13 protein-coding genes, 1 tRNA gene and 1 pseudogene are annotated in these 15,050 nt (G+C 69.6%); 8 read left to right on the forward strand and 7 right to left on the reverse strand.

Annotation, left to right across the window (positions count from 1 at the left end; all coding sequences use genetic code 11):
- Window positions 1–151: 151 nt before the first annotated feature.
- The 3 genes from KCH48_RS29235 to KCH48_RS29245 all read left to right on the forward strand — a co-directional run bounded on the left by KCH48_RS29235 (window position 152) and on the right by KCH48_RS29245 (window position 3,529).
- Window positions 152–1,357 carry a DNA polymerase III subunit delta' gene (locus KCH48_RS29235; RefSeq protein ID WP_210577905.1) on the forward strand — a complete coding sequence of 402 codons (1,206 nt, stop codon included), beginning with the start codon at window positions 152–154 and terminating at the stop codon, window positions 1,355–1,357.
- Window positions 1,358–1,665: 308 nt separating this feature from the next.
- The gene (locus KCH48_RS29240; RefSeq protein ID WP_210577906.1) at window positions 1,666–3,348 is read left to right on the forward strand and encodes an alpha/beta hydrolase; all 1,683 of its coding nucleotides are present in this window, start codon (window positions 1,666–1,668) and stop codon (window positions 3,346–3,348) included.
- A gap of 107 nt (window positions 3,349–3,455) precedes the next feature.
- A tRNA-Thr gene (locus tag KCH48_RS29245) sits at window positions 3,456–3,529 on the forward strand.
- A 128-nt stretch (window positions 3,530–3,657) separates the two neighbouring features.
- Here the strand turns inward: KCH48_RS29245 and KCH48_RS29250 are convergent.
- Both KCH48_RS29250 and KCH48_RS29255 read right to left on the reverse strand, forming a co-directional pair.
- A pseudogene (locus tag KCH48_RS29250) lies at window positions 3,658–5,272 on the reverse strand (tyrosine-type recombinase/integrase).
- A complete protein-coding gene (locus tag KCH48_RS29255) occupies window positions 5,269–5,958 on the reverse strand; it encodes a helix-turn-helix domain-containing protein (protein WP_210577907.1) in 690 nt (229 codons plus the stop codon). Before KCH48_RS29255 ends, KCH48_RS29250 begins: the two are co-directional and overlap by 4 nt.
- Window positions 5,959–6,052: 94 nt before the next feature.
- On the opposite strand from KCH48_RS29255, the gene KCH48_RS29260 reads away from it, so the two are divergent.
- From KCH48_RS29260 to KCH48_RS29280, 5 genes are all read left to right on the forward strand, one after another.
- The gene (locus KCH48_RS29260; RefSeq protein ID WP_210577908.1) at window positions 6,053–6,283 is read left to right on the forward strand and encodes a hypothetical protein; all 231 of its coding nucleotides are present in this window, start codon (window positions 6,053–6,055) and stop codon (window positions 6,281–6,283) included.
- 229 nt (window positions 6,284–6,512) lie between these two features.
- Window positions 6,513–7,853 (forward strand): DUF3631 domain-containing protein, encoded by a 1,341-nt coding sequence (locus tag KCH48_RS29265; protein ID WP_210577909.1) that lies wholly within the window; start codon window positions 6,513–6,515, stop codon window positions 7,851–7,853.
- Window positions 7,854–8,350: 497 nt separating this feature from the next.
- Complete coding sequence (locus tag KCH48_RS29270) at window positions 8,351–9,160, forward strand: DUF2637 domain-containing protein (protein ID WP_210577910.1); 810 nt, start codon at window positions 8,351–8,353, stop codon at window positions 9,158–9,160.
- A 321-nt stretch (window positions 9,161–9,481) separates the two neighbouring features.
- The gene (locus KCH48_RS29275; protein ID WP_210577911.1) at window positions 9,482–10,054 is read left to right on the forward strand and encodes a MobC family plasmid mobilization relaxosome protein; all 573 of its coding nucleotides are present in this window, start codon (window positions 9,482–9,484) and stop codon (window positions 10,052–10,054) included.
- The gene (locus KCH48_RS29280; protein ID WP_210577912.1) at window positions 10,051–11,763 is read left to right on the forward strand and encodes a relaxase/mobilization nuclease domain-containing protein; all 1,713 of its coding nucleotides are present in this window, start codon (window positions 10,051–10,053) and stop codon (window positions 11,761–11,763) included. The genes KCH48_RS29275 and KCH48_RS29280 overlap by 4 nt, the downstream gene beginning before the upstream one ends.
- A gap of 123 nt (window positions 11,764–11,886) precedes the next feature.
- Here the strand turns inward: KCH48_RS29280 and KCH48_RS29285 are convergent, their stop codons facing one another.
- The 5 genes from KCH48_RS29285 to KCH48_RS29305 form a co-directional block, all read right to left on the reverse strand.
- Window positions 11,887–12,195 carry a hypothetical protein gene (locus KCH48_RS29285; RefSeq protein ID WP_246886063.1) on the reverse strand — a complete coding sequence of 103 codons (309 nt, stop codon included), beginning with the start codon at window positions 12,193–12,195 and terminating at the stop codon, window positions 11,887–11,889.
- Between the two features lie 85 nt (window positions 12,196–12,280).
- Window positions 12,281–12,868 carry a class IV adenylate cyclase gene (locus KCH48_RS29290; RefSeq protein WP_210577914.1) on the reverse strand — a complete coding sequence of 196 codons (588 nt, stop codon included), beginning with the start codon at window positions 12,866–12,868 and terminating at the stop codon, window positions 12,281–12,283.
- Between the two features lie 11 nt (window positions 12,869–12,879).
- Window positions 12,880–13,542 (reverse strand): bifunctional 2-polyprenyl-6-hydroxyphenol methylase/3-demethylubiquinol 3-O-methyltransferase UbiG, encoded by a 663-nt coding sequence (locus tag KCH48_RS29295; RefSeq protein ID WP_210577915.1) that lies wholly within the window; start codon window positions 13,540–13,542, stop codon window positions 12,880–12,882.
- Complete coding sequence (locus KCH48_RS29300) at window positions 13,460–14,101, reverse strand: AAA family ATPase (protein WP_307840977.1); 642 nt, start codon at window positions 14,099–14,101, stop codon at window positions 13,460–13,462. The genes KCH48_RS29295 and KCH48_RS29300 overlap by 83 nt, the downstream gene beginning before the upstream one ends.
- A complete protein-coding gene (locus KCH48_RS29305; RefSeq protein WP_210577916.1) occupies window positions 14,094–14,996 on the reverse strand; it encodes a radical SAM protein in 903 nt (300 codons plus the stop codon). The genes KCH48_RS29300 and KCH48_RS29305 overlap by 8 nt, the downstream gene beginning before the upstream one ends.
- Between the last annotated feature and the right edge of the window lie 54 nt (window positions 14,997–15,050).

Consider the following 15,050-nt stretch of genomic DNA (forward strand, 5'->3'; position numbering starts at 1 on the left):
ATATCTCGGTGTTCCGGCGTCCCGGATATCTCGGCGGTCCTGGCTGTCCCGGCGTCTCGGTGGTCCCGGCCGTCTCGGGAACCCCGTTGTCAGTGCCACCCCCCACAATGGGTGGCACAGCACGGACCGTGACGAAAGGGCGGGGTGACCCATGACCGTATGGGATGACCTGGTCGGCCAGGAGAAGGTGAGCGCGCAGCTCGATGCCGCCGCTCGCGATGCCGATGCCCTGGTCACCGCCGTGGCCACGGACGCGCCGCCCCCCGAGGCGTCCAAGATGACGCATGCCTGGCTGTTCACCGGCCCCCCCGGCGCGGGGCGCATCCAGGCGGCGCGGGCCTTCGCCGCCGCGCTGCAGTGCGTCAGCCCCGACCGCGCACTCGGCGGAGCCCCCGGCTGCGGGTTCTGCGACGGCTGTCATACGACCCTGATCGGCACGCACGCCGACGTCAGCACGGTGGTCGCCGTGGGTACGCAGATCCTCGCCGACGACATGCGGGACACCGTCCGCAAGTCGTTCACCTCACCGGCGACCGGCCGCTGGCAGATCATCCTCGTCGAGGACGCCGAGCGGCTGAACGAGAAGTCGGCCAACGCCGTCCTCAAGGCCGTCGAGGAGCCAGCCCCCCGCACGGTGTGGCTGCTGTGTGCCCCCTCCATCGAGGACGTGCTGCCCACCATCCGCTCCCGCTGCCGCCATCTGAACCTGCGGACGCCCTCGGTCGACGCCGTCGCCGACATGCTCGTACGACGTGAGGGCATCGAGCCCCCGGTCGCCGCCGCCGCGGCCCGCGCCACCCAGGGACACATCGACAACGCCCGCCGCCTGGCCACCGACCCGGCCGCACGCGAGCGCCGGGCCGCCGTGCTCAAGCTGCCGCTTCGGGTCGACGACATCGGCGGCTGCCTCAAGGCCGCCCAGGAACTCGTCGACGCGGCGGCCGAGGACGCCAAGCAGCTCGCCGCCGAGAGGGACGACAAGGAGACCGAGGAGCTGAAGGCGGCGATGGGCGCGTCCCAGGGCGGCCGGATGCCGCGAGGCACGGCCGGCGTGATGAAGGACCTGGAGGACAAGCAGAAGCGCCGCCGGACGCGTACGCAGCGGGACAGCCTCGACCTCGCCCTGACCGACCTCACCGGCTTCTACCGCGACGTCCTCGCCCTCCAGCTCGGCTCCCGCGTGGCCATAGCCAACGCCGACGCCGAGGACACCCTGCAGCGCCTCGCCCGCGCCGGCTCGCCGGAGTCCACCCTCCGCCGCATCGAAGCCATCGCCGCCTGCCGAGACGCCCTCGACCGCAATGTGGCCCCGCTGCTGGCCGTGGAGGCGATGACGATGGCACTGAGAGCGGGCTGACGGAGGCGGGTGGCGGGCGGCGGTCCGGCGACCTCGAACATGCGGGGGCTGCGAGGGCGGCCGATGTGTTGACGCCGTAACTCGTACGAGGCACAACTCCAGCAGTCGTCTGAGGCGAAACCCGTACCCGCCCGGGGCGCACCGCAGGCCCGATCGTCGGCCAGCCTGCGTCCGGCCTGCGTGCGACCTGCCTCCGGCCTGCGTCCGACTGACAGCCGACCCGCATCCGACCGAGACCTGACCCGCACCTACGAGCCACGCCTTGCACACACAGCAACCGATCCACCGCGCAGGGTTACGCTCGCTGGATGCACATCAGGCGCGCCTCCCGACCGACCAGCCGGAGCCCGAAGCCCGAGCCCAGGCTCCAGCCCTCGCCCGCCCGCCACGCCACGGACACGGCAGGCACCCCCCGCACCACCTCCCGCACCACAACTACCACCGCTGCTGCCGCCCTCCTCACCACAGTCGCCCTGCTCGCCTCCGCCTGCTCCTCCGGAGGTGGTGCGACGACGTCGGCCGGTACGGCGGCCGAGGCGGCGCTGGTCGCGTTGCCGCAGGCGACGCCGGTGGCGATCTCGCGGTTCTACGAGCAGAGACCGGGATGGCGCGGCTGCGGGGTCCCCGGGTTCGAGTGCGCCACGATCAAGGCGCCGCTCGACTACGACCGGCCCGACGCCGGCGACATCCGTCTCGCCGTCGCCCGCAAGAAGGCCACGGGCCCGGGTAAGCGTCTGGGGTCGCTGCTGGTGAACCCGGGCGGGCCGGGCGGCTCGGCGGTCGGTTACCTGCAGGCGTATGCCGGTGTCGGCTACCCGGCACAGGTCCGTGCCCGCTACGACATGGTGGCGGTGGACCCGCGCGGGGTCGCCCGCAGCGAACCCGTCGAATGCCTCGACGGGCGGGAGATGGACGCGTACACCCGGACGGACACCACGCCCGACGACGAGCGGGAGACGACCCAACTCGTCGACGCGTACAAGAAGTTCGCGGAGGGCTGCGGGAGTGACTCGCCCGAGCTGCTGCGCCATGTCTCGACTGCCGAGGCGGCGCGGGACATGGACATCGTGCGGGCGGCGCTGGGGGACCGGAGGCTGAACTTCGTGGGGGCGTCGTACGGGACGTTCCTCGGTGCGACGTACGCGGGTCTCTTCCCGGACCGGGTGGGGCGGATGGTGCTGGACGGCGCGATGGACCCGTCGCTGCCCGCCCGCCGCCTGAACCTCGACCAGACCGCGGGCTTCGAGACGGCGTTCCAGTCCTTCGCGAGGGACTGCGTGCGGCAGCCGGACTGCCCGCTCGGCGGCAAAGGCACGGCGCCGGCGAAGGTCGGCGCCAACCTCAAGGCGTTCTTCACGAAGCTCGACGCGCAGCCCATCCCCACCGGCGACGCGGACGGCCGTACGCTCACCGAGTCCCTCGCCACCACCGGCGTGATCGCGGCGATGTACGACGAGGGAGCGTGGGCGCAGCTGCGCGAGGCGCTGACCTCGGCGATGAAGGAGAAGGACGGTGCCGGCCTGCTCGTCCTCTCCGACAGCTACTACGAGCGTGACGCCGACGGCCGCTACACGAACCTGATGTTCGCCAACGCCGCCGTGAACTGCCTCGACCTCCCGGCCGCCTTCGACACCCCCGAGGAGGTGCAGAGGAACCTCCCCACCTTCGAGAAGGCCTCCCCGGTCTTCGGCGAGGGCCTCGCCTGGGCCACCCTGCCCTGCGCGTACTGGCCGGTGGCGCCCACGGGCGTACCGCGCCGCATCGAGGCCAAGGGCGCCGCCCCGATCGTCGTCGTCGGCACCACCCGCGACCCCGCGACGCCCTACCGCTGGGCCCGTGCCCTGGCCGGCCAGCTCTCCTCCGCCCGCCTCCTGACCTACGAAGGCGACGGCCACACCGCCTACGGCCGCGGCAGCGACTGCATCGACTCCACGATCAACGCCTACCTGCTCCGCGGCACCCCTCCGACAAAGGGAAAACGCTGCTCATAACCCACCCCGCCGGCCCCGGAACAGGCGGCCCGGGGCCGGTACGGAGCACCCACCGAAACTGTGTAGACTTACCGACGTTGCTGATCGCACCATAGTGCGGACAGCGCGCCGCCTTAGCTCAGATGGCCAGAGCAACGCACTCGTAATGCGTAGGTCTCGGGTTCGAATCCCGAAGGCGGCTCGGATTAACCCCAGGACTCACTCGCCGTGACCTGGGGTTTTTTCATGTCGGGGGCATGCCGAGCCGCACGACGGGGATGCCGTGGAAGTGCTTGCGTGAGCGATGCGTGAGCGGAGCGGTGTCGCGGCCTACTGGTCGGGCTTCCGGCGTTCACCCTTCTTCTTGCTCTTGGCTCGGGCTTTCGCCTTGGCCTTCGCCTTCTTGGCGGCCTTCGCGGCCCTGCGGGCGGCCTGTTCCGCCTCGGTCCTGCGTTGAAGTGGGACCAGCTTGGCGGTGGCCTCGGCGGCGTGCTTGCCGACGTGAGGGAGGACGCTCTGGTAGATGTCCCGCGTGATGCGGGTGTCGCTGTGCCCGAGGGTGTCCGACACGATCTTGATGTCGATGTCGGCGGCCAGCATGAGGGTGGCCGCGCCGTGGCGCAGGTCATGGAGGCGGATCGGCGGCAGGCCGGAAGCGGCAACGAGCCGCTCGAAGAGATCGGTGACCTTGCCAGGGTGCAGCCAGGAGCCGTCCTCCTGAGTGAAGACGTGCCCGGTGTCCACCCAGGCCGATCCCCACTCCTTGCGGTCCGCGTCCTGTCGTTCGCGGTGTCGCTTCAGGACGTTGACGGTGTCGTCGTCGAGCGCGACGACGCGGTATCCGCTGTCGGTCTTGGGGTCGGATGCCTCGACCTCCCAGCCGTCTTGCACGAGCTGCGAGGAGACGGTGAGGGAGTGAGTGTCGAGGTTCGTCTCCGACCACGGCTGCCCGCACGCCTCACCACGGCGCAGGCCACGGAAGGCGATCAGATGCCACATCGCGTACAGCCGGTCCTCGGCCACGAAGTCGAGGAAGGCGCCGGTCTGTTGGGGCGTCCAGACCATCACGGGTGACGGCTTCTCGCCTGTCTGCTCCCACTTGGCGACCCGCTCGTCCGTCCACACCAGTGCCTTCGGCTTGCGTACGGGATCGATCTCGACGTGAGCGGCCGGGTTGAACGTGATGATCTGCTGCCCGATCGCATCGTTCAGGGCCGCGCGGAGCGTGGCTTTGACGTGCAGGCGCGTGGCGGGGCCGGTCATGCGACGGAAGGGCGGCATCTCGTCGATCGCGGCCTTCATTGCCTTGCGGCGGGCACGGTTCTCCACGCCCTTCCACGGCACAGTCGCCAGCTCGTCGATCGCGGCTCGCCGTTGAGCGTTCTGCTCCAGGATCTGGGCGTTGGCGTCGCGGATCTCCGTGAACATCTCGCTGAGGTGGCTGACGCGCAGCCGGTCGAGGCGCCGGTGCCCGATGTGCGGCTTGAGGTGCACGCGGATGTCGGTCTCGTAGCGGCTCAGGCCGGACTTGCGTATGCGCTTGCCCGCCAGCCACCGGGTCGAGCCACTCGCTCACGGTCAGGCTGCCGATGAGGTCCTGGCCGGCGTTGAGGCGTCGCCGGGTCTCCTCGACGTCGGGCAGGGGAGTCTTCTCGCTGCTGACTTCCGTCAGCATGGCGGCGATCAGTTCCGTGCCCTCGGGATCGTCCGACTCGGCCAGGCCGAGGAGAGCGCGTACGTGGTCGAGGTCGGCCTGGGCTGCCTTGCGGCAGTCGTAGCCGCCACGAGCGAAGGACCTGCGGCTGCCGTCCTCGCGGGGCGGCAGCTCCTGGCGTATGGAGTACGTGCAGTGGTTCCTGCTGTTGCGCTTGGGGCAGGCCGTGCCGAGTTCTTTGCCGGTCTTGGGGTCGCGGCAGGAACAGCGGCGGTAGGTGGAGCCCTTCAAAGATCGTTCTCCTCGGTGGGGTCGGTATCGGGCGGGTCGATGTCGGCGAGCTGCGAGGGCAGGTGCGGTGGGGTGCCGCCGCCTTCGCGGATGGCGTCGCGGTGATGGAGCAGCTCGCGCTTGGCTTTGGCTGCCTGGTCGGCGTATCGGGCCAAGGCGCGCTCGGCAGCTTCCCGTTGGACGCGGTTCGCGGCTGTCCTGACCTTCCAGCGTTCGTAGTCCTCGCTCTCCACGGCGGCCAGGGCCGAGCGGAGTTCGAGGTCGTGGGCCAGGAAGTGGTCGAGCATGTAGTCGGTGACGCCCTCGGCGGGTGAGTTGCCGGTGAACCACTGCAAGGCGTCCCAGGTCGGTCGCGGGTCCTCGTAGGGGAGTTGGCGGACCTCAGCGACGTAACCAACGGGGTACAGCAGGCCGATCGGGGACATGTGCAGGGCCTTCGCGAGGACCATGACCTCGACCAGAGGGAGGCCGGCGCGGCGGCCGGACTCCATGTTGGCGATCACGTTGCGGGGAATCGGGTAGCCGATCTCCTCGCACCTGTCGGCCAGATCCTGTGCGCTCCACCGCAGTTCCTTCCGTCGTCTGCGGACCTCGCCGGCCACGGTGGCCATGACGTGGTCCTCCCATTCGAGGTCGTCGACCTCGGCTTCCTTCTCGTATCCATGGTCGAATCGGCGTTGTGTCATGGAGACACATTACCTTGCTTAGTGTTGATTCCATGGCCTGGAGACGAGCGCGATCGCCGTGTTCGCCGAGGGCTCAGGCATGGATGGAGCGCGTATGCGCGAGAACGAAGCCGGTGGCCGGGTGAAGGGCATGAGCCGCGAGGAGCTGCTGGGGCTTCCCGTCGCTGTTGACCTGGAGACAGGTAACCGGGCGCTGGGCCTTGGGCGGAGTAAGGGGTACGAGCTGGCGAAGCGTGGCCAGTACCCGTGCAAGGTGCTGCGGCTGGGCAATGCCTACCGGGTGGTGACCGCCGACTTGCTGGCCTTGCTGGGGCTGGCCGTGTGAGAGCGGGGAGCCATAGCAGACCGTTCTGCGCTGAGCCGACACAGAAACGCTGGACTGTGGCGGGGCGTGGACGTACTGTCCGTGGTCCCTCGCAGACGCGAACGCTCGCGAGAAGGGGGAGAGCCCCCGGCGGTGCAACGCCGGAGGCCCGATGACTCCCCACCAGTCCCATGTGAACCGACCCGGCGGCCAGGGCATGCGCGCCCGCAACCGCCAGAGGAGCTGCCTGGTGCAACCCGAGAACCCCGAGTCCTATTCCGCCCCTGCCCAGGCTGTCTGGCCCGCAGCGGCCATCCCCGGCCAGCCCGGCGCCCACCTGCGCGCCGCGCAGGCTGACAGCGCCGATCCGGACCTGAGCGGCGATGCGGACGCCCGTAGCGCCGACGAGGCGGAGGCGCCGAGCGAACCGGTGGAGATGCCCGATGTGGAGCCGACCTACGGCTCAGAGCTGCTGGATGAACTGCGTGCGCAGATCGCCCAGTTCGTGATCCTCCCGAGCAAGGAGGCGCTGGATGCGGTGACGTTGTGGGTGCTGGCGACGCATCTGCAGGCGGCGTGGCAGCACGCCCCGCGCCTGGCGGTGGTGGGGCCGGCGAAGCGGTGCGGCAAGTCGCGTCTTCTCGACGTGCTGACCGAGACGGTCCACGACCCGATGCTCACCATCAACACCACACCGGCGGCGATCTTCCGGTCCATCGACGCGGACGATCCGCCCACGCTCCTGGTGGACGAGGCGGACACCATCTTCGGCTCTCCGAAGGTGGCGGAGAAGAACGAGGAGATGCGCGGCCTGCTCAATGCCGGGCATCAGCGGGGTCGTTACGTGACCCGGGTCGTCGGCAACGACCACACCCCGCACCGGTTCGCGACGTTCGCCATGGCGGCCATCGCGGGGATCGGCGACCTGCCCGACACGGTCATGGACCGGGCGGTGGTCATTCGCATGCGGCGCCGGGCGGAGGGGGAGAAGGTCAAGCCATTCCGCTCCCGCCGCGATATCCCGGCCCTGCATGATCTGCGTGACCGCATCGCCGCGTGGGCCAGGCCGCTGCTGGATGAGGCCGCCAACCGGGAACCGGCCATGCCGGTCGAGGACCGCGCCGCCGACACCTGGGAGCCCCTGGTGATCGTCGCCGACCTGGCGGGCGGCCACTGGCCCCGCCTGGCCAGGACCGCGTGTGCCCAGTTGGTCGCCGCCGAAGCGGCGGCCGAAGAGGACCACCCCAGCGGGGCGCGCATCCTCGCCGATATCCGCCGCATCTTCGTGGGGCGGGGAGAGCCCGACAGCCTCAGCACCGAGGAACTCCTCTACCTCCTGCGTCAGGACCCCGAGAGCCCGTGGGCGGAGTGGGGACGCAGCGGGCTAACCGCCCGCGGGCTCGGCGCGATGCTGCGCGAGTTCGGCATCAAGCCCGGCAACGTCCGGGTGGCCGACGGAACCCAGCGAAAGGGATACATGCGCAACAAGTTCCTCGACGCCTGGCGCCGCTACTGCCCCACCGTCCACCCAGTGGGCACCCAGCCTGTCCCCGTTCGGGACACCCAGCCTGCTGCTCTCGGCGAGGACTGAGCCTCGCGCCCCTGGCTGCCGTACTTGCCGTCCTTGCCGTGATCTCGCAGGTCACACGGCATAGCGGCAAGACGGCAGCCGGGGCCAAGACGGCAACGCGATCAGGACCGGCGCGCTCCCAGCCCAAGACGCTGCCCAGATCCGTCTTGCGCCGTCTTGCGCGTCTGTGCCGTATCGCCACAGGTCAAAGACCTGTCGACCGAGACGGAAACCGTAACCGCGCCGTACCGGCCGGATGGGGCCATGCCGAGACCGGTCCAGACGCGACCAACGACCTGAGCTCCTCGCAGCAGGTCCGAAGACGCCGACCGCACCCGCCAAAGACGGAAGGCCCAGGCCCCTGCCGTACCCGGCCTGACCTGCACATGCAACGGCCAAGACTGCAAAGACGGCACTCACGACCACCCCAGGAGATTCCCGCATTGCCCACCCTTATCCCTCCCCGCCTCAGGCGCCGTCAGCCACCGGCCTCCCAGCCCGGCAAGGACCGGCCAGCGATGACGAAGCAGGCCGCCGAGCGGGCCGCGCTCATCGCCGCAGGAGCCGTCATCGTGGTCCTCACCGCCGGCGCATTTTGGCTCTCCTACGCCCATCTCGCCGAGGTCGCAGGCCAGCACGGGCTGGGCAGTTCACCGATTCGCCGCTGGGCCTGGCCGGCCACCTTGGACGCGTTCATAGTCGCGGGCGAACTGCTGATGCTCCACGCTGGCCTGCGCCAGGTCACCGACAAATGGGCGATCGGGGTGACCGCCGCCGGATCGATCGGCTCCATCGCGCTGAATGTGGCTGGCGTCTACAGCACAGGCAATTCCGGCAGCGTGCCCATCCTCGACTACGTAGTCGCCGCGGTCCCCCCGACCGCCGCGCTGCTGGCCTTCGGTGTCCTGATGCGGCAGATCCACCAGCTCGTTGACCGGCCCGCCAACCGGCCGGAACCCCTCACCGGCCGACGGACGGAGGGCGCCGTTCAGAAACTGAACGCTCCCAGCCAGGAGCTGGAACACACAGCTGCCCCCACTGGCCTGGGCGAGCCACCGTCCGCCGCAACTGCCCGGCCGACGGAACCATCGGCCCAGGCTGCGCAGGGCAAGTCGCGTGGTGGTCGGCCGCCCAAGGCCACGATCGAGGAGCTTGCGGAGATCGGCCGGATCGCTGCCTCCGAGCACCACAAGCTCACCCGGGACCTTCTGCGCGAGGCCGTGGAGGACAAGGGACTGACGATCGGCAGCGAACGGCTGACCAAGGTGATGAAGATCCTCCGGCCGGAACTCGAAGCCGACGGTATCGCCGTCTCCACCAGCGGCTGACTGCCCGCACCGGGTGACCGGAACCCTTCCGGTCACCCGGCCACCACCCCGCCCATCCACGCGTGTGGACAGAGCGATGCCCGCACCGCCCAGCCCATCAGCCCCGTACATCCGCCCGCCCATGCAGCCTTCTCCGGAGCACCGCCCATGACACACGACTCGAACCACCCCGAGGACTCCCCGGACGAGTCATTTCCGCTGACAAAGTCCCCTACGCTGATGGGGCGTTTGCGCCGCGCCTTCGGACGGGCTGCCCCTGGCGGAGCCAGTAGTACCCCGAGTCCGACTCAAGGCCGGACGTCGGGGATCTCCGCCCCGGGGGTGGCGGAGGAGGCCCAGCGCCAGGGGGCGCCAGGCCAGGAGGCCGGGGCCGAGGGCAGCCCCGACCCGGATACGCTCCACGCCGTCCAGCGCGCGATCCTCCGCCCCGTACGTGAAGACGTTGCCGCCGCCGGCGAACCCGCCATGAAGAGCGCGCAGCCTACGATCCGCCGCTTCACCGGCGAAAAGCGCGATGCACGCGTCGGCCCTCTGCGGTTCCTCGACGAGCAGCTTGTCCTCCTCCAAGGCGTCGCCGCGGAGCACGGCTACAAGGGCAACTCCGGATTCGCTGCCGACGTCGTCCTTGCCTTCATCACAGGGCAGTTCACCGCGAACCTGCCGCTGTCCGAGGACCGCCGCCGCACACACCACTTCCGCGCCCAGGTGCTGCGTCAGCTCAACCGGATCGGCGTCAACGTCAACCAGATCGCCCGCGCCCTCAACAGCGACTACACGCCACCCGACATACGCCAGCACCTGACTGAACTCCAGCAACTGCTGGAGCTGATTGCCGAGGCCCTGCGCCAGCCCGTCGAATTGGCCGAGCCGGAAGCAGAGGAGTTGTCCGCGTGATCGCTGCCATCAAACCGGCCGGGTCCAACACCCGTGGCCTGCTCGCCTACCTCTACGGACCCGGCCGCCAGGACGAGCACCTCGACCCGCACATCGTGGCGGGGTTCGCCATGCTTGGCATGCCCGACCCCGGCCGCGATGAGAACGCCACCCTCACCGAACTCGCCCGCTACCTCGACGAGCCCGTGCGGCTGCGCAACGGCGAATTCGGCCAGAAGGTCACCGACCACGTCTGGCACTGCCCCGTCCGGGCTGCTCCCGAGGACCGCTACCTCTCCGACACCGAGTGGGGCGAGATCGCCCAGCGCATCGTGGAGGCCGCCGGCATCGCCCCCGCCGGTGACGACCTGGCCTGCCGCTGGATCGCAGTGCGCCACGCCGACGACCACATCCATATCCTCGCCACCACCGTCCGCGAAGACGGCCGCCGCCCCAAACTCCACGACAGTGGCATCCGCGTCGGTGATGCCTCCCGCGAGATCGAGAAGGACTACGGGCTGCGCCGACTCAAGAAGGGCGACCGCATCGGCGCCCGCCGCCCCACTCAGGCCGAGATGCACAAGGCCAAGCGGCTCGGCTGGGAACAGACCAGCCCTGAGTGGCTCCAGGATCGCATCCGTGCCGCCATCCCTCACGCCAGGAGTGCCGAGGAACTACTGGCCTACCTCGAAGCCGACGGCATTCTGATCAAGGCCAGGCGCGGTCCGTCCGGAGACCTCCTCGGCTACGCCGCGGGCCGCCCCGGCGACCTCAACAACAAGGGCGCACAGATCTTCCACCCCGGGGGCAAGATCGCCCCCGACCTCACCCTGCCAAAGCTCCAGGCCCGCCTGGAGAACGTCGTACCGGAGGAGCACCCCACCGCCCGCCGCAACCGCCCGAGCACCCCGTGGCATCAAGCCGCCGACGCCCTCGACGCTCTCCATAGCGACCTTGCCGACGACACACACGCCCAGGCACGCATCGCCGCCCTCGGTGAACTGCTCGCAGCCACTGCCCAGAAGGCACCCGCCAACCTGCGCGCCGAACTCCAGGCTGCCTCAAAGGCGTTCGCCCGGGCCCAGTGGTCCCAGGTCCGGGCAGAAGATCGTGCTGCCTACGCGCTGCGTCGTGCGGCACGCGACATCGTCCAGACGGCCACCAGACCCGACGGCAGCGCGCTCGCCGCCTTGATCGCAGCCCTCGTCTGGGCCGCCATCGTTGCCGGACGCTGGCACGATGCGAAGAACCACGCCCACCAGGCCGAGGCCGCCCGCCAGACTCTCCATCACCTCCAGGCCGCCGCCGACCGAGCCCTCACGCCCGTCCTCGAATCCCTCTCCACCCGTCAACCAAGCGATCAGGCCCGCCGGACCCTCGCCCACGACGTCCGCGCCGCCATCCCCGACCACGCTGACCGCATCCTCACCGACCCCGCCTGGCCGGCCCTCGTCACGGTCCTCGCCGACGCCGAAGCCGGAGGCCACCAACCCCACCAACTCCTCAAGGAAGCCGCCACCAGGCGCGAACTCACCACCGCCCGCCAACCCGCCCGCGTTCTGATCACCCGCATCCGGCACACCAGCCGTAACCCAGCCCCCAACCCCCGAGCCGAAGCCGCCCGGCGACGCACCACCCGCGCTGGCGCCAACGGTCTTGATCATCCGTCTCACTCTCCGCAGATTGGAGCTGTCGCTGCGTCCGATCCGAGTCGCCGACGCCGCAGGTAGCGGGAAGCGTCGGGCCCTTATCTTGCGTAGTTCTCTGTCGAAAACTTGCACGCCAAGGCCCGCCCTGGTCACGGGGCTCGCGCCGCGGGGGACGGCGGGCACCTGCGTGACCAGGGCGGGGGCTTAACCTCGGCGGAGGAACCTGCTCTGGCCCCGGTGCTTGCCGGTCCTCCTGCCCGTGGTCGACGGCCCCGCCGCGGGGGCATCGCTCGGCTGAGCGGAGCGGTCCGGGCGGTCCCTGCTGAGGAGGGACTGCCAGACCCGGTCCTGGAGCACGCGGATACAGGGGCCGCACGCGTACATCGGCGCCTGGGCTCCGGCGACCCGGGCGGGGCCGATCCACAGGACACGCGTCCACTGCTGCCCGCAGTAGAGCCAGCAGAATCCGTCGGCCCATTCGTTGCCGTCGTCGGTGGCTGCCGGTGCGGGCAATCCTCCGCGGGCGAACTCGGCGATCCCGGGTATCACCCTGTGCTGTAAGGAGACTTCCGTCAGCATTGCTCGTCCGCCTCCGCGATCAACGGGTCTGGGCCGTCGTAGCAGCGTCCCCCTGCTTCTCGGCGTCGGAGAACAGGAGGGTGGGTTCGGCGAGGATGTCGCGGCCGGCCTCGCTCTTGTAGATCTCGTCGACGCTGCCGAAGCGTGCTTCGGAGTAGTCGAGGTCCAGCAGTTCGGCAGCCTGCCGCACCGATGCCTCGTCGGGTCCCTCGATCTCCAGGAAGGTGGGGAGGTCGGGCCAGGTGTCGAAGTCGAAGGCGACCTCGCCCAGGCGCCACTCCTCGCGGTAGTTCTCCTGGTAGCGCACCTCGGTGAGTCCGACCCGGCGGAGGATGTCGGCCATGGCGTGCAGGTCGGTGACCTCGGTCTCGATCTCCTGAGTGCCGTCGATCGTCGTGGCGTCGGTGACCTGCTTGAGCGTGAGCGTCGAGCGGGTGCCCTCGTCACGCAGCCGAATCCAGGCCCCGCCATCCAGGGAGTCGTTCTCGAAGATCTTGCGGGTGAGGAGCGTGCGGGGGAACGCCTGGACGGCGCCGAGGGCAGTCAGCTTGGCCTGGAGACCGGCGGCGTCGACGGCCAGGAACTTCGCCTCGTACTCGTGCTTCATGGGTCCTTCTCTCAGAAGTGGTCGGTAAGGGTGGACGTTCGGGCCGCGATGAGCAGACCCATGCGGTGGGTGTGGTCGTGCAGCTGGCCGACGTGGGGCCGCTCGGTGAACTCGGTCGTGCGCAGGGTGAGCAGGACCTCCCAGTCGCCGAGGAAGTGGTGGCGAAGGCGCTCGGGAGAGGTGTAGTGCTCGATCATGTGGTGGCGTCTTTCGACGGGCATCATGAACTCCGCGCCGAACACACCACCCGGGCGGACCAGGCGCTGCATGCGGTCGACGAACTCGGCGAGCGGGCGGTGGTGGTTGGCACTGTAGTGCCACGAGCAGCTCGTCCAGACCGCGTCGCACTGCAGGCCCAGGGGTTTGCCGTCGAGGAAGTCGTCCTCAACGACCTGTACGAGGTCGTGGAGTTCTTCGAGCTTCAGTCGATCGATCAGGCCCAGCGCGCATGCCTTGCGGTCCCCCGGGAGGTGGACATCGCCCCCGTGGAGGGCGACCGCGTCGCGTTCGATGGCGACGACGTTGTAGCCAGCGGCGGCGAGGTGCAGGACGAACTTGCCGTCGCTCGCGCCGACCACCGCGACGGTGGCGTCATGGGCGACGCGTTCCCGCAACGTGGCGAGGAACTGCGGGAAGAAGGTGAGGGTGTGCTCCCACAGGCTCTGTGTCTGCATGGGAGTGCGCTCCTTGCGTATCGGTTTCCGTGATCACGCGGAGAACCTCGTTGGGGCTGCGCCCCGTGGTGTCGACGCGATGCATCGGGAACGAGGCGTAGGCGTCCGTCACCCGGTTCGCAACGGTCTCGATCAGTGCATCCCACCGCGATGGCGGCTTGTCCCGTCCGGCGAGGCGACGCTGTCGTTCTTCGTCGGCGCAGACGAGGTGGTACGTGACGGGTGTTGGCAGCGAGCTCGGCAGGGTGACACCGAGCCGGGCGTCCAGGGCCCGGTGGGTGGCGAGGCACCGGGCGAAGTAGCTCTCGACGACGACCGGGACGCCAGCGTCCAGATGGTGCTGGATCTCCTCGGCCGCGGTGAACAGAGCGGAAAGGTAGAGGCACATCCGTGCCTCGACGTTCGTCCGCTCGTCCACCGCGCGTCTGAGCGGCTGGTAGAGGGGCGGGACGGTGGCGACGAGGACGGCTTGTCGGGCGGCGGCGAGCATCGGCGCCAGGGTGGACTTACCGGTGCCGCGTAATCCCTCCAGGCTCTCGAAACGCGGGTGATCAGGCACGGGCGTACACCACGTCCGGCACCGCGAGAGTGAGCTCGTCGGCGGACGAGGGCTTGTGGACGATGCGTCCTGCCGCCTTCTCGTACCAGAAGGCATGCGAGTCCTTGCCCACGGCCTTGCAGGACATGGTCAGCGCACCGCGCGGGTCGGCCTCAATGCGGTCGATCTCGCGAGGACCGTCGGAGGGTGCGCACACCTGCGGGGCGCCGTGTTCGGAGAGGTCCTCGTCGACGATCACCTCCAAGGGCAGATCGGCGGACGTGAGCTCTTCCCGGAGCCGGCCGTAGGCGGAAGGGGCGGTGACCAGCAGCTCGGGGTGGTCGGCGGCGTTGCCGACCGGCCGCAGGTGGTGGAGCTTGAGTTGCCGGACCTCTAGCTGTGCCAAGACGCTTGCGAGCGGGAGGACCTCATTTATGTTCCGCGAGGTGACGGTCATGGTCGCGCCCGTCGGAACGCCGAGGTCCCGCGCCAGACTGAGCGAGTTGAGGGCACTGTGGTAGCTACCCTGCCTGCGGATACCGTCGTTCGTCGATCCGACGCCCTCCAATGAGACCCTGAGCAGGTCCAGGTGCGGAGCGATCTCGGTCAGGCGGCGTTCGATCCGGTAGCCGTTGGTGCAGATCTCGACGCGCTGGCCCAGCTCCTCCTTGGCGTGGCGGACGACTTGCGCGAGGTCTCGGTGGACGAACGGCTCTCCGCCGAGCAGGGTCACTGCCTCCGTGCCGTACTCGTTCCGCATCAGGGTGAGGAGGCTCGCGGCTTCCTCGGCGGTGAAGGCGTCGGCGTACTGGAGCCGCTTGCCGTGGAAGCAGTGCAGGCACGTGAAGTTGCAGCGGTAGAGCAGCTGCAGGTACAGCATTCGAATCTTCCTGATCCCGGTGACTTCCCCGATCACATCGGCTCCTTCGGCTAGCTGCCTGTTGGGAGCCTGATAGTGGCCTTCTGCCCG

The sequence above is a fragment of the Streptomyces sp. GESEQ-4 genome (assembly GCF_017948455.1).
In the GTDB taxonomy this organism is placed as follows: domain Bacteria; phylum Actinomycetota; class Actinomycetes; order Streptomycetales; family Streptomycetaceae; genus Streptomyces.

Coding starts and splice junctions, on each gene's coding strand:
- KCH48_RS29260 (WP_210577908.1), top strand. CDS start 6,053: ATGCGCGAGAACGAAGCCGGTGGCCGGGTGAAGGGCATGAGCCGCGAG.
- KCH48_RS29255 (WP_210577907.1), bottom strand. CDS start 5,958: ATGACACAACGCCGATTCGACCATGGATACGAGAAGGAAGCCGAGGTC.
- KCH48_RS29290 (WP_210577914.1), bottom strand. CDS start 12,868: ATGAAGCACGAGTACGAGGCGAAGTTCCTGGCCGTCGACGCCGCCGGT.
- KCH48_RS29240 (WP_210577906.1), top strand. CDS start 1,666: ATGCACATCAGGCGCGCCTCCCGACCGACCAGCCGGAGCCCGAAGCCC.
- KCH48_RS29235 (WP_210577905.1), top strand. CDS start 152: ATGACCGTATGGGATGACCTGGTCGGCCAGGAGAAGGTGAGCGCGCAG.
- KCH48_RS29270 (WP_210577910.1), top strand. CDS start 8,351: ATGACGAAGCAGGCCGCCGAGCGGGCCGCGCTCATCGCCGCAGGAGCC.
- KCH48_RS29295 (WP_210577915.1), bottom strand. CDS start 13,542: ATGCAGACACAGAGCCTGTGGGAGCACACCCTCACCTTCTTCCCGCAG.